The sequence below is a fragment of the Streptomyces sp. Y2F8-2 genome (assembly GCF_014905555.1).
In the GTDB taxonomy this organism is placed as follows: domain Bacteria; phylum Actinomycetota; class Actinomycetes; order Streptomycetales; family Streptomycetaceae; genus Streptomyces; species Streptomyces cynarae.
Genome location: NZ_BNGS01000002.1, coordinates 765,742 through 779,077, shown reverse-complemented (window position 1 = coordinate 779,077; position 13,336 = coordinate 765,742). Strand labels below are relative to the sequence as shown.

Sequence of the window (13,336 nt, the reverse complement as noted above, 5' to 3'; positions counted from 1 at the left end):
GCATGACCCGCTTTCAAGAGCAGCAGCCTGTCCAGGCCGCGCAGACCGGGCCTGCCCGGACCATGAACGCTGCGGCCGGGCAGGGCGCCGAAGAAGATCTTCTAGCCCTGTTCGGTCGGTCGACGGCCGTGTTCGCGTCGCTTGCGGGGCCCGCGCACATGGTGGAGGCCGCCAACGAGGCGTTCTTCGCCGCGATCGGCGGCGGCGAGCGGGCCCGTACCGGGGTGCCGCTGGGGCAGCTGATGCCCGAGCTGGCCGACCAGGGCTTTATCGCCCTGCTGGACCAGGTCTTCCGCACCGGGCAGCGGCACATCGGGCGCGACGCCCGCGTGATCCTCGGCAGTGGAGCCGCGGCCCGCGAGGCGTTTTTCGACTTCACCTATGAGCCGCGGCTGGATGCGGGCGGCAACGTCATCGGTGTGCGGGTCATCGGGGTGGAGACCACACAGGTCAAGCATGCCCAGCGGCTGACGGCCGAGCACCGTGCGCTGTTGGAGCAGATCGCCCGCCAGGCCCCCCTGGCCGAGGTACTGGAGGGTATGGCCCGCGCGATCGAGGACCTCGCTCCGGAAGAGGTCCTGGTCTCCGTGCTCCTCGCCGACGCCGACGGAAAGCATCTGCGGCACGGCGCCGCCCCGAGCCTGCCCGACTTCTACAACCAGGCCATCGACGGTATCGCTACGGGCGACGGGGTCGGCTCCTGCGGCACCGCCGCCCACCGGCGCAAGACGGTCATCGTCACCGACATCGCCACCGATCCGTTCTGGGACGACTTCCGTCACCTTGCCGAGGCCGCGCGGCTCGCGGCCTGCTGGTCCACGCCCATCCTGGCCAGGGACGGCTCGCTGCTGGGGACCTTCGCCATGTACCACCGCACCCCCCGGGCGCCCCAGGAGTCCGACCTCGCCCTGGCCCGGGTCTTCGCCGACACCGCCGCCCTGGCCATCGAACGCCACCACGCGGAAGAAGCCCGCCTGGCCGCTGAGGCAAGAGAGCAGGCCGCCCGCGCCGACCTCGCCTTCCTCCTCAAGGCCAGCACCGCCCTCAACGCCGGTCTGGATGACACCCAGACCCTGCAGCGCCTGGCCGCCTCCTGCACTCCCGTGCTGGCCCCGCTGTGCGCGGTCGACCTCATCGAGAAAGGGCGGGTGCGCCGCATCGCCACCGCCGCCCCCACTCAGGCCCAGCAGGACCTGCTCGCCGCGCACATTCCCGTCTACGACGCCGCCGACGACGCCGTCGCCCGCGTCCTCGCCACCGGGCTGAGCGAGGTTGCCCGCCGCACCCCCACCGGTCCCGGACCCTGGGACGAGCTGGGCGTCACCGGCTACCTGTGCATTCCGCTCCTGGAGCGGGGCCGCGCTTTTGGCGCCCTGACCCTGCTGTCCACCGGCGAGCACGCCTTCGACGGCCATACCATTGCCCTCGCCGAGGAACTCGCCCGCCGCGCCACCTCGGCCGCGCTCAACGCCCGCCAGTACACCCAGCGCGTCACCCTCACCCGCGACCTGCAGGCCGGCCTCCTCCTGCCCGAGGTCCCGGCCCTGCCCGGCGCCCAGGCCGCCGCCTACTACCACCCCGCCGGCGAGGGACTCGACATCGGCGGCGACTTCTACGACCTCTTTCCCCTCGACGACGGCAGCTGGGCGTTCATGCTCGGCGACGTCTGCGGACGCGGCGCCACCGCCGCGACCACCACCGCCCTGGTCCGCCACACCGCCCGCGCCGTCGCCCCCCTCCTGCCCGGCCCCGAAGCAGTCGTCCGCGCCGTCAACAAAGCCCTCCTGCAGCGACCCGACAGCCACGGCACCGGCTTCGTCACCCTCGTCTACGGCCACCTCACCCCCGCCGGTGAGAAGGGTCTCGACCTCACCTTCGTCCGTGCCGGCCACACCCTCCCCCTCCACCTCGACCAGCACGGCACCGCACATCTCGTCGACAGCCCCGGCAGCCTCATCGGCATCACCGACGACCCCCACCTGTCCACCCACCACCTGCACCTGGGGCCGACCGAAAGCCTGCTGCTCTACACCGACGGCATCACGGAAGCCTGCAACGACGACCGGGAGCAGTTCGGCGAGGAACGCCTCGTCCACGCCCTCAGCAGCTCCCCCGGGGCACCGCTGACCGCGCAGGAGGCCATCGACAGGCTCACTCGCGCCGTGCACGCCTTCACCGGCTCCCGCGGCATACACGACGACCAGGCCGCCCTCGTCCTCACCGCCACTCCGCCCGCCAGAAGCACGTCTGGAAGATCAGGTAAGTCCGTGGTGTGACAGCCTGGCCGAGACTCGGCCTCCGGGCTCTGGCCGTTCCAACTCAGCATGCGGCTTCCGGGCCCCGCCTGGCTGGGCTGGTCTTGTGGGAGTGCGAGGCGCGGTGGACGGCGATCAGGGCGTCGTCGCCCAGGCGGCCTCCGGTGTGGGCGAACAGGTCGCGGCACAGATGCCTGACCAGTGCGGCAGGTGGGCAGTGGGCCCAGTGGGCGGCACGCTGGGCCAGCGGGTAGAAGGTGCCGGAGGCGTCGCGGGCCTCGATCACGCCGTCGGTGTACAGCAGCAGGGTGTCGCCGGCGTCGAAGGGCACGGTCGTCTCGGCGTGAATGCTGGCTGAGAGGAGGCGGACGCCCAGGGGCGGTCCGGTCTCGGCCACGACCGGCCGGAGCTCCTGGCCCGGCCGCAGAAGCAGCGGCGGCGGATGCCCGCAGTTGGTCAGACGGGCAAGAGGTTCGTCCTCGGGCAGGTCCAGGAACGGCGCGGTGATGAAGCGCTCACCGGTCTCGTCGTCGGTGGCGGAGAAGTCGGCGAGGTAACGCTGGACATGGGCGTCCAGGGCGGCGGTGAGGTCGGGCAGGCTGGAGCGATGGGCGGTGGTGAGGCGGAAGGCGCTGAGCAGGAGGGCGGCTTCGCCGACCGCGGCCCGGCTCGCCCGGATGCTCCTCACCAGGCCCGGAAACCTCAAAGCCGAACAACACGAGCTCCTGGCCAAGCCAACCTCCGCCTGCCCCGAGATGACCCAACTGGCCGCCACTATTAGGGGCTTTGCACAGCTCTTGATGCCTCGCGCAGAAACTGCCGACGGGCTCTCGCGCTGGATCGTCCAGGTCCGCGCAGCCGATCTGCCTCATCTGCACGCCTTCACCGGGGGGTTGGACCGAGGCCGGGACGCCGTGATCGCCGCGCTCACGCTTCCGTACAGCAACGGCCCCACCGAGGGCGTCGACACCAAGACCAAGCGGATCGCGCGCCAGATGCACGGACGAGCAGGCTTCACCCTTCTTCGCCACCACATCCTCCTCGGATAGGGGCACTTTCCGTCACTACCGAATGTGAGACAGGGCCGCTCCTTTGACAGACCCACGATTGCCATGCCAGTCGAGTATGAGGACCGTGGCATCGTCCTTGAGGTTGCCATGGCAGGCATCGTGGACTGCGGCGGTCAGGCTGCGGACGGCTTCGCGGGGGTGCAGCATGCGGGTGTCGTGAACGACAGAGGCCAGGTCGACGGCTGCGGCACCGCGTTCCTGCATTCCGTCAGTGAGCAGAATCAGGCGGTCCCCGGGACAGAGTTGAAGTTCTTGTAGGCGGTACGAGGTGGGTGCCGCCACACCGAACGGGAGGTTGACGGCCAGTTTGACCTCATCGACGGTGCCATCGCGCAGCAGCAGTGGCCAGGGATGGCCGGCGTTGATGAGTTCACACAGGCCTGTTTTGAGGTCGATGCACAGCAACTGTCCGGTGGCCAGGCCTCGGCTGTGGCTTAGCAGGGCCTGGTGGGCGTGATGGGCTTGTTTGAGGGCGTCACAGCCGCTGCGGCGTGCTCTTCGCAGCGCGCCGACCAGCAAGGTAGCCAGGAGAGCGGAGTTGGTGTCGTGGCCCATGGCGTCGGTGATGGACAGGTGCAGGGTGTCGCGGTCGAGGGTGTAGTCGTAAGTGTCGCCACCGATGTCGTCCGCCGGCATCAGCCCGGCCGCCAGGGTGAACTGGGTCGCCTCGCAGCAGGGGGCCGAGGGAAGCAGTTGATGCTGGATTTCCGCGGCCAGACTGGTCTCGGTGGTGCGACGGCCCAGATGGTACAAGTCGGTGAAGCGGCGGTCCGTGACGATGATGTAGGCCAGCGCGTGTGCCGCGTCGCGGACCTGTCGTAGCACGGTGTCGTCGGCGGTCTGCAGGGTCACCTCCAAGACGCCGATGCAGTCGCCGCGGTTGGTGACCGGCGTGATAACGCGGCGTCCGCCCTGACCGTCCGGTTCCGCATGCTGGCGCTGGCTGCGCAGAACGCTGTCGTAGACACTGCCCCCCAGGTCGATCGGTTCAGCCTGGTCCGCGACGGCACCGTCGACTGCCGCAAGCCTCACTAGCCGCTGACCGACGAGGTCGACGAACAGGAAGGACACATCTTCCGCACCACATCGCTTTTGCAGGTCGCGTGCCACCACGTCGACGGACGCACCGGGCGGCGCCGCCTCCGCAGCAGCCAGCAACTCGCCCAGTTCCACATCTCCACCCTTCACGGCAACCTCCCATCAGCTGCCACCACTTTTTCCCCGAAATGTCGCGAGCCTCACCCATGTGCCCGACCCGGTCCCGCAACAGGTCAGGAGCCGGCGGCGAGCTCTCGCGCTGCCTGGCACCTTGGTCGCGGTCGTCGCGCGGCTGTTTCCCCTGGTCGGCCTGGGACAGTTGTTCGGCCCGGGACTACCTGCCCAATGCGGCCGTCGTCCCGCAGGGGGCGCCCTTCGGCGATGCCGCTGCTCAGGTCTTCCAACAGGACGACTCAGGTGGCGATCTGTTTGCCCACCGGCTCACCCCCTACCTCGAACGCCTCGCCTTTGCACGGCACGGTCGTGAGCGCATAGGCCGAACGAGTGAGGTCTTTTCCTGCAGATGCCTGTTCGGTGACTCGGCCGAACTCTGAGGGTGCGCCGTGTCGGTTGCACCGCCAGGCCGCCCAGCAGGCCGACCGTAATCTCCGCCGCACCGGATGGCAGGTGCGGGGTGGGCACCCCGACGCTCTCGGTGAGAGTTCAGGTACGGCGGCTGCCGCCTGCACGGCCGTCTCCAGTGCCGTCCACGGTCGAGAAGGGGCCGGTGTTTTGGCCGCGAGCTGGCAATCAATGCCATATCTGGTGCATCGGCCCCGCGCAGATGGGAGGTGCAGGGTTCCACTGCTTCTTGTGCGGGGCCGGTGCGTTATACACGTACCCAAGGATGTGTCCTATACGCCTGATCCCTCCCTGTTACCTGGCGGGGAAGGTGTCCTCTTGTGCGACGCGGGGCCCGGCCGTCCCCGGCCGGGCCCCGCGTCAACCTGCACAAGCGGCAGTGCTCCTCACGCTGCCGTCCTGCGTCTACCAGCGATACCAGCGGCCCTTGCGGCCTGTGCCATCCGCGGACCGGACGACGAAGCCCAGCAGCCACACGATCAGCACGATCACTGCGACCCACCACAGCGCCTTCAGGGCAAAGCCGGCGCCGAAGAGAATGAGAGCCAGCAGAAGAACCAGAAGCAGGGGAACCATCGTTATCAACCTCCTGGCAAGCGAATGCCCTTATCTCGTCTCTACAAGCACACAAAATATGAGTTGCTTCCACAGGATGAAGGGAATCTGCGCGCCGTGCACGATTCCCTCCTCCGCCGGTGGATGCACGGCAGGTGAGCAGCGGCGATCACTCAATGCGTTGCTCTGGCCCGGCCTGAGCTTGCCGGCGCCGTGAAGAGGCAGGCGCGCAGCCAGCCTCCTACCGCAAACCGGAGGAGGTGGGCCCATGGCTGTCGGCGAGAAGGCCTGGACCAAGGGGGAGCGGGCCGTCGGCAAGGTCGCCCAGGCGCCCAAGCGCCCTGCGGGCAACGAGAAGCTGGTCGCCAAAGGGTCGTGCAGCCGAGGCTGCGGCAATACCCGCGAGGCCGAGGAGTCACTCGCCGGCCCGCGCTGACCGCCTCATAAAGCATCTGTATGTGAGGGGTGAACGCCGCAGTCGTCCATCACACCTGCGCCAAGTGAGCTGCGTCTCAAGCCGGCACACGTTCGGGCCATGCTTGCGGCCGGCCCGATGGCATCTGGGCGCTCACCTCCTGCTTCGACCGGCCGTCACCCGCGTGTCTTCGAGGACACCGGCCAGCCCGAACCGTCACAGTTTCTGCCGACGCCCCTAAGTATCACATTTGTGCCACTGCGAGGACACGCAAAGCAGTTCCAGGCTGGGCCGGGCGTTGTGCGGTGGTGTGACCAGGCGTCTGCGCCCGGCCGCCTGCTGCTGTCAGCGGGTGGTGAGCATGCCTTCGCGCAGCCGGGCCAGGCAGCGCGAGAGGAGGCGGGAGATGTGCATCTGGGAGAAGCCGAGGCGTTCGGCGATCTGTGCTTGGGTGAGTTCTTCCACAAAGCGCATGTGGATGATCTGCCGGTCGCGTTCGTCCAGTGCGGCGATCATCGGGGCGAGTGCGTGGAAGTCCTCGACGAGCTCCAGGGCCTGGTCGTCGGTTCCGATGAAGTCCGCCAGGGCGGTTTCGCCGTCCTCGCTGCTGTTGATCGCGGCGTCCAGGGATGTGGAGTTGTAGCCGTTGGAGGCCAGGCGTGCTTCGATGACTTCGTCCTCGGGCAGGCTCATCAGCTCGGACAGTTCCTTGACCGTCGGCGTGCGCCCCAGGCGGCTGCGGAGTTCTTCGGTGGCGCGGGCGAGCTGGACGCGGGCTTCCTGCAGGCGGCGCGGAACGTGCACGGCCCAGGTGGTGTCGCGGAAGAACCGCTTGATCTCGCCGACGATGTAGGGGATGGCGAAGGAGGTGAACTCCACCTGGCGGGACAGCTCGAACCGGTCGATCGCCTTGATCAGGCCGATCATGCCGACCTGGACGATGTCCTCCATCTCCTCCGGACCACGGCTGCGGAACCGCCCCGCTGCGTAGCGGACCAGGGACATGTTCATCTCGATCAGCGTGTTCCGCGCGTACTGGTATTCGGCCGTACCCTCCTCCAGCACTGCCAACTGATCGAAGAACAGACGGGACAGGTCGCGGGCATTCTTGGGCGCAACAGTGGAGGGGTCGGCAACCTCCGGCAGATCGGCTGCACCCGTCTCCGTCTCCGTCTTCGCCGCAGTCACTGTCGCCATGATGCTTCCCTCCCTATTGCTGCACCCTGTCGGCCTGTCGCGGGCCGACCACGGCGCGCCTACCCCGGCATATGCAGCTCATTCCCCCAATGCACAACGGCCGCACCGCCTCCCCCGGAACCACCTTCGCCTCGGCGCCGACACCGGCACTCCTCAGCAAGCCCACCACCTCATTACCGGGGAAAATCGGACAAAGCGCATGTACTTCCGGTTGATGAGTAACTGATGGATAGCCCGATTCCAGCGCCCGGCGACACCTGTCAATCCGCTTTCGTTCCCAGGGTGGGCGTCCTGCTCAGGAACGCGTGGCGGTTTCGCTGTCGGGGGGACGGTGAAAACCTGGTCGAGGCCGACGATGCGCAGCACGCGCAGTGTGTTGGCGGGGACGGCAGCCACACATCATCGAAGGCCGGCCAGGAAGACCGCCCCGCACCTGTACCAGGCCCTATACGACGCACTGGCCGCCGGCGCACGTCGCATCCAGTTGGACTTCACCGGCGTCGCCTTCTGTGATTGCTCCGGGCCGAACCTGTGGGTACAGGCCTGCGAGTCAGGAGCTGGCCTCTCCCTGGTCGGCATCCTGATCCCACTTGTCGCACGGCTCTTTCACCTGACCGGCGCGGGCAAGCTGTTCGACCTGCGCTTCCCTGCCCGCGCAGCAGTGGTGCTACAAGGGGCGGCGTCCGATGATGCCGGAGCCTGGGCCGTCGAGCAGGGCGATGCGGGCGGTGATGCGCTTGCCCACCGGCGTGCGCTCCACTTCGAAGGCCTCCGCGACGGCCATCACGATCTCCAGGCCGTGCTGGCCCACCCGGCCGGGATCCGCCGCCCGGGCCATCGGCAACACCGGCTGCGAGTCCCACACCGCCACCTCGACCAGGTCGCCGACGATCCGGAGATCCATCAGTACCGGGCCCGGCGCGTACTTGCGGGCGTTGGTGACCAGCTCGCTCACCACCAACTGCGTCATATCCATCGCGCGGGCCGACACCGGCAGCCCGTGCTTGGCCTGCACATCGGCCAGGAACTGGACAGCCAGGTGACGGGCCTCGGCGATACAGGTACCGTCCCCGTCCAAGGCCACCGTGGTCTGGATCGGCTCAGCCTCCGGCGTGATGCCGCCCTCCTCCACAGGCGCTGATCCCATACAGTCCGTCCTCACCCTTCACGCCCCGCCGCGTACCCACCACCGGCAGCACCACGCCCTGGCTGCCCCACCTGGCCCAGCCGCTCAAAGGGCGGACCCGTACGATGGTCGTCCTGTCGGAACAGCCGGCCTGTAAGTATCTCCGACAGTGTGGAGGAAGCGTGACGGACACCGGTAAAGCGGAATGGTCCGACCGCCTGTCGGTCGAGAGCACCTCCACCGACGGCATCCACGTGCTCACCGTCGCGGGCGAAATCGACCACTAGTATCCGCAGGTCAGTTGGCATGTTGAGGTGTCGTGCCCCTTGCCTCCAAGGGGCACGACACCGCGCCGTTCAGATGTCCCGGAAGATCTCGATCTGCGCCCCCACCGAGTTCAGCCGCTCGGCCAGGTCCTCGTAGCCGCGGTTGATGACGTACACGTTGCGCAGTACGGACGTGCCCTCGGCCGCCATCATCGCCAGCAGGACGACCACGGCGGGGCGCAGCGCGGGCGGGCACATCATCTCGGCGGCGCGCCAGCGGGTCGGGCCCTCGACCAGCACCCGGTGCGGGTCGAGCAACTGCAGGCGCCCGCCCAGGCGGTTGAGGTCCGTCAGGTAGATGGCCCGGTTGTCGTAGACCCAGTCGTGGATCAGCGTCTTGCCCTGCGCGGAGGCCGCGATGGCCGCGAAGAACGGGACGTTGTCGATATTCAGGCCGGGGAACGGCATCGGGTGGATCTTGTCGATCGGCGCCTCCAGCTTGGAGGGCCGCACGGTCAGGTCCACCAGCCGCGTACGGCCGTTGTCGGCGGAGTACTCGGGCGTACGGTCGTGGTCGAGCCCCATCTCCTCCAGCACCGCGAGTTCGATCTCCAGGAACTCGATCGGCACCCGGCGCACCGTCAGTTCGGACTCGGTGACCACCGCGGCGGCCAGCAGGCTCATCGCCTCGACCGGGTCCTCGGAGGGGGAGTAGTCGACGTCGACGTCGATGTTCGGCACGCCGTGGACGGTGAGCGTGGTGGTGCCGATGCCCTCGACCTCGACGCCGAGCGCCTCGAGGAAGAAGCACAGGTCCTGGACCATGTAGTTGGAGGAGGCGTTGCGGATGACCGTGACGCCGTTGTGCCGCGCGGCGGCCAGCAGGGCGTTCTCGGTCACGGTGTCGCCGCGCTCGGTCAGGACGATCGCCCGGCCGGGGGAGACGGACCGGTCCACCACCGCGTGGTACAGCCCCTCCGTTGCGGTGACCTCGAGCCCGAAGCGGCGCAGCGCGATCATGTGCGGCTCGATGGTGCGCGTCCCGAGGTCGCAGCCGCCCGCGTACGGCAGCTTGAAGCGGTCGAGGCGGTGCAGCAGCGGACCGAGGAACATGATGATGGACCGCGTACGGCGGGCGGCCTCGGCGTCGATGGCGTCCAGGTCGAGGTCCGCGGGCGGGACGATCTCCAGATCGACCCCCTCGTTGATCCACCGGGTCCGCACACCGATCGAGCTGAGCACCTCCAGCAGGCGGTACACCTCCTCGATGCGGGCGACGCGCCGCAGCACCGTGCGCCCCTTGTTGAGCAGCGAGGCGCACAGCAGCGCCACGCAGGCGTTCTTACTCGTCTTGACGTCGATCGCGCCGGAGAGCCGGCGGCCGCCGACCACGCGCAGATGCATGGGGCCCGCGTAGCCCAGGGACACGATCTCGCTGTCCAGGGCGTCCCCGATGCGGGCGATCATCTCAAGGCTGAGGTTCTGGTTGCCCCGCTCGATGCGGTTGACGGCGCTCTGACTGGTACCGAGTGCCTCGGCGAGTTGCGCCTGGGTCAGGCCACGGTGCTGGCGTGCGACACGGATGAGCTTGCCGATACGTACGAGGTAGTCGTCTGACATGAGACTGAGGTTATCTCAGATATGAGATGCGGCACCTTGTGGGGTCCATTCGAGTGAAGGGAGCGGAGTGATGCCTGGTGACAGGGGGTGTGTCGCAGCGGGCTCCGGCCGCGCATGACCTACCCGGCCCCATGTACTAGAGTTATCTCGACATCGAGATATCTGCCGAGGCGTACCGCAGTGGCCGCTCTGGTAAGGGTTACCTAACTTAGCCTGACCTCAGCGGATCGGCCGAGAGCCGTGGCGGCAGGATCGTGGTGGTACGCGCACATCAATGAAGGAGACTGTCGTGTCGGCGAACAGCTTCGACGCCCGCAGCACGCTGCAGGTGGGCGACGAGTCGTACGAGATCTTCCGGCTGGACAAGGTGGAGGGCTCGGCCCGCCTGCCCTACAGCCTCAAGGTCCTGCTGGAGAACCTGCTCCGCACCGAGGACGGCGCGAACATCACCGCCGACCACATCCGCGCCCTCGGCAACTGGGACTCCCAGGCCCAGCCGTCGCAGGAGATCCAGTTCACGCCGGCCCGCGTGATCATGCAGGACTTCACCGGCGTGCCCTGTGTCGTGGACCTCGCCACCATGCGCGAGGCCGTCAAGGAGCTGGGCGGCGACCCGGCGAAGATCAACCCGCTGGCGCCGGCCGAGCTGGTCATCGACCACTCCGTCATCGCCGACAAGTTCGGCACGAACGACGCCTTCAAGATCAACGTCGAGCTGGAGTACGGCCGCAACAAGGAGCGCTACCAGTTCCTGCGCTGGGGCCAGACCGCCTTCGACGAGTTCAAGGTCGTCCCCCCGGGCACCGGCATCGTCCACCAGGTCAACATCGAGCACCTCGCCCGCGTGGTGATGGTCCGTGACGGCAAGGCCTACCCGGACACCCTGGTCGGCACCGACTCCCACACCACGATGGTCAACGGCCTCGGCGTCCTCGGCTGGGGCGTCGGCGGCATCGAGGCCGAGGCCGCCATGCTCGGCCAGCCGGTCTCCATGCTCATCCCGCGCGTCGTCGGCTTCAAGCTCACCGGTGAGCTCCAGCCCGGCACCACCGCCACCGACCTCGTGCTCACCATCACCGAGATGCTGCGCAAGCACGGTGTGGTCGGCAAGTTCGTCGAGTTCTACGGCGAGGGCGTGGCCGCCACCTCGCTCGCCAACCGCGCCACCATCGGCAACATGTCGCCGGAGTTCGGCTCCACCGCCGCGATCTTCCCGATCGACGACGAGACCCTGAACTACCTGCGCCTGACCGGCCGCTCCGACCAGCAGGTCGCGCTCGTGGAGGCCTACGCCAAGCAGCAGGGCCTGTGGCTGGACCCGAAGGCCGAGCCGGACTTCTCCGAGAAGCTCGAGCTGGACCTGTCCACGGTCGTCCCCTCGATCGCCGGCCCGAAGCGCCCGCAGGACCGCATCGTCCTCGCCGAGGCCGCCCAGCAGTTCGCCAAGGACGTCCTCAACTACGTCGAGGCGCCGGTCGCGCAGTCGCCGGAGGCCGCCGCCTCCCCGGTCGACGAGGCCAGCGCCGAGTCCTTCCCGGCCTCCGACGCCCCGGCCTACGGCCACGAGGAGAACGGCGCCGGCGCCCCGCAGCACGGCCAGGGCACCGGTGCCGTACCGTCCAACCCGGTTCAGGTCACCGCCCCCGACGGCACGACCTACGAGCTGGACCACGGTGCGGTGACGGTCGCGGCCATCACCTCCTGCACCAACACCTCCAACCCGTACGTCATGATCGGCGCGGCCCTGGTGGCCAAGAAGGCGGTCGAGAAGGGCCTGACCCGCAAGCCGTGGGTCAAGTCCACCCTCGCCCCGGGCTCGAAGGTCGTCACCGACTACTTCGAGAAGGCCGGCCTCACCCCGTACCTGGACAAGCTGGGCTTCAACCTCGTCGGCTACGGCTGCACCACCTGCATCGGCAACTCCGGCCCGCTGCCGGAGGAGGTCTCCAAGGCCGTCAACGACCACGACCTCGCGGTCACCTCGGTCCTCTCCGGCAACCGGAACTTCGAGGGCCGTATCAACCCCGACGTCAAGATGAACTACCTGGCGTCCCCGCCGCTGGTCGTCGCCTACGCCATCGCGGGCTCCATGAAGGTGGACATCACGAAGGACGCCCTGGGCACCGACCAGGACGGCAACCCGGTCTACCTGAAGGACATCTGGCCGACCGAGGCCGAGGTCAACGAGGTCGTCGCCAACGCCATCGGCGAGGACATGTTCTCCAAGTCCTACAGCGACGTCTTCGCGGGCGACGCCCAGTGGCAGTCCCTCCCGGTCCCGACCGGCAACACCTTCGAGTGGGACCCGGAGTCCACCTACGTCCGCAAGCCCCCGTACTTCGAGGGCATGGGCATGGAGCCGGAGCCGGTCTCCGACATCTCCGGCGCCCGCGTCCTGGCCAAGCTGGGCGACTCGGTCACCACCGACCACATCTCCCCGGCCGGCGCCATCAAGGCCGACACCCCGGCGGGCAAGTACCTCACCGAGCACGGCGTCGAGCGCCGCGACTTCAACTCCTACGGTTCCCGCCGCGGCAACCACGAGGTGATGATCCGCGGTACGTTCGCCAACATCCGGCTGCGCAACCAGATCGCACCGGGCACCGAGGGCGGCTACACCCGCGACTTCACGCAGGAGGGCGGCCCGGTCTCCTTCATCTACGACGCCTCGCAGAACTACCAGGCCGCCGGCATCCCGCTGGTCGTCCTGGCCGGCAAGGAGTACGGCTCCGGCTCGTCCCGCGACTGGGCGGCCAAGGGCACCGCGCTCCTCGGTGTCAAGGCCGTCATCGCCGAGTCGTACGAGCGCATCCACCGCTCGAACCTCATCGGCATGGGCGTCCTGCCGCTGCAGTTCCCCGAGGGCCAGAACGCCGAGTCCCTCGGCCTGACCGGCGAGGAGACCTTCTCCGTCTCCGGCGTGACCGAGCTGAACAACGGCACCACGCCGCGCACGGTCAAGGTCACCACCGACACCGGCGTCGAGTTCGACGCGGTCGTCCGCATCGACACTCCCGGTGAGGCGGACTACTACCGCAACGGCGGCATCATGCAGTACGTGCTGCGCAGCCTGATCCGCAAGTAGGCGATCCGGCACGGCAGTCGAGGGCCGCACCCCCGCCCGGGGGGTGCGGCCCTCCGCCGTCTTCGTACCGCCGCCCGCACGGGACATGAGTGCGCGAACCTGCCGTTCGCGTGACCGCAGTTACTGG

At 68.4% G+C, this 13,336-nt stretch carries 9 protein-coding genes and 1 pseudogene; 4 read left to right on the top strand and 6 right to left on the bottom strand.

Features of this window, described 5'->3' with window-relative positions:
- Nucleotides 1-2: 2 nt before the first annotated feature.
- Nucleotides 3-2,276: a GAF domain-containing SpoIIE family protein phosphatase gene (locus SY2F82_RS08855; protein ID WP_236041280.1), complete on the top strand. Its 2,274-nt coding sequence runs from the start codon at nucleotides 3-5 to the stop codon at nucleotides 2,274-2,276.
- Nucleotides 2,277-2,319: 43 nt separating this feature from the next.
- Here SY2F82_RS08855 and SY2F82_RS08850 read toward each other — a convergent pair whose 3' ends face one another.
- Nucleotides 2,320-2,943 (bottom strand): PP2C family protein-serine/threonine phosphatase, encoded by a 624-nt coding sequence (locus tag SY2F82_RS08850; RefSeq protein WP_200418402.1) that lies wholly within the window; start codon nucleotides 2,941-2,943, stop codon nucleotides 2,320-2,322.
- On the opposite strand from SY2F82_RS08850, the pseudogene SY2F82_RS08845 reads away from it, so the two are divergent.
- Nucleotides 2,921-3,304, top strand: a pseudogene (locus SY2F82_RS08845) (transposase); the annotation flags it as partial. The gene SY2F82_RS08850 and the pseudogene SY2F82_RS08845 sit on opposite strands and share 23 nt — an antisense overlap.
- 15 nt (nucleotides 3,305-3,319) lie before the next feature.
- On the opposite strand, the gene SY2F82_RS08840 reads toward SY2F82_RS08845, so the two are convergent.
- Both SY2F82_RS08840 and SY2F82_RS08835 read right to left on the bottom strand, forming a co-directional pair.
- Nucleotides 3,320-4,513 (bottom strand): PP2C family protein-serine/threonine phosphatase, encoded by a 1,194-nt coding sequence (locus tag SY2F82_RS08840; protein ID WP_200418401.1) that lies wholly within the window; start codon nucleotides 4,511-4,513, stop codon nucleotides 3,320-3,322.
- A gap of 837 nt (nucleotides 4,514-5,350) precedes the next feature.
- A complete protein-coding gene (locus SY2F82_RS08835) occupies nucleotides 5,351-5,521 on the bottom strand; it encodes a hydrophobic protein (protein WP_200418400.1) in 171 nt (56 codons plus the stop codon).
- Nucleotides 5,522-5,768: 247 nt separating this feature from the next.
- Between SY2F82_RS08835 and SY2F82_RS08830 the strand changes: the two genes are divergently transcribed.
- Nucleotides 5,769-5,936 carry a CsbD family protein gene (locus tag SY2F82_RS08830; RefSeq protein WP_200418399.1) on the top strand — a complete coding sequence of 56 codons (168 nt, stop codon included), beginning with the start codon at nucleotides 5,769-5,771 and terminating at the stop codon, nucleotides 5,934-5,936.
- A 324-nt stretch (nucleotides 5,937-6,260) separates the two neighbouring features.
- On the opposite strand, the gene SY2F82_RS08825 is transcribed toward SY2F82_RS08830, so the two are convergent.
- The 3 genes from SY2F82_RS08825 to SY2F82_RS08815 all read right to left on the bottom strand — a co-directional run bounded on the left by SY2F82_RS08825 (nucleotide 6,261) and on the right by SY2F82_RS08815 (nucleotide 10,124).
- Nucleotides 6,261-7,112 carry an RNA polymerase sigma factor SigF gene (locus SY2F82_RS08825; protein ID WP_200418398.1) on the bottom strand — a complete coding sequence of 284 codons (852 nt, stop codon included), beginning with the start codon at nucleotides 7,110-7,112 and terminating at the stop codon, nucleotides 6,261-6,263.
- A gap of 667 nt (nucleotides 7,113-7,779) precedes the next feature.
- Nucleotides 7,780-8,259 carry an ATP-binding protein gene (locus SY2F82_RS08820; RefSeq protein ID WP_200418397.1) on the bottom strand — a complete coding sequence of 160 codons (480 nt, stop codon included), beginning with the start codon at nucleotides 8,257-8,259 and terminating at the stop codon, nucleotides 7,780-7,782.
- A 335-nt stretch (nucleotides 8,260-8,594) separates the two neighbouring features.
- The gene (locus SY2F82_RS08815) at nucleotides 8,595-10,124 is read right to left on the bottom strand and encodes a UDP-N-acetylglucosamine 1-carboxyvinyltransferase (RefSeq protein ID WP_200418396.1); all 1,530 of its coding nucleotides are present in this window, start codon (nucleotides 10,122-10,124) and stop codon (nucleotides 8,595-8,597) included.
- 274 nt (nucleotides 10,125-10,398) lie between these two features.
- Between SY2F82_RS08815 and SY2F82_RS08810 the strand changes: the two genes are divergently transcribed.
- Nucleotides 10,399-13,209, top strand: coding sequence for an aconitate hydratase (locus SY2F82_RS08810; protein WP_200418395.1), 2,811 nt, complete (start codon nucleotides 10,399-10,401; stop codon nucleotides 13,207-13,209).
- Nucleotides 13,210-13,336 lie beyond the last annotated feature (127 nt).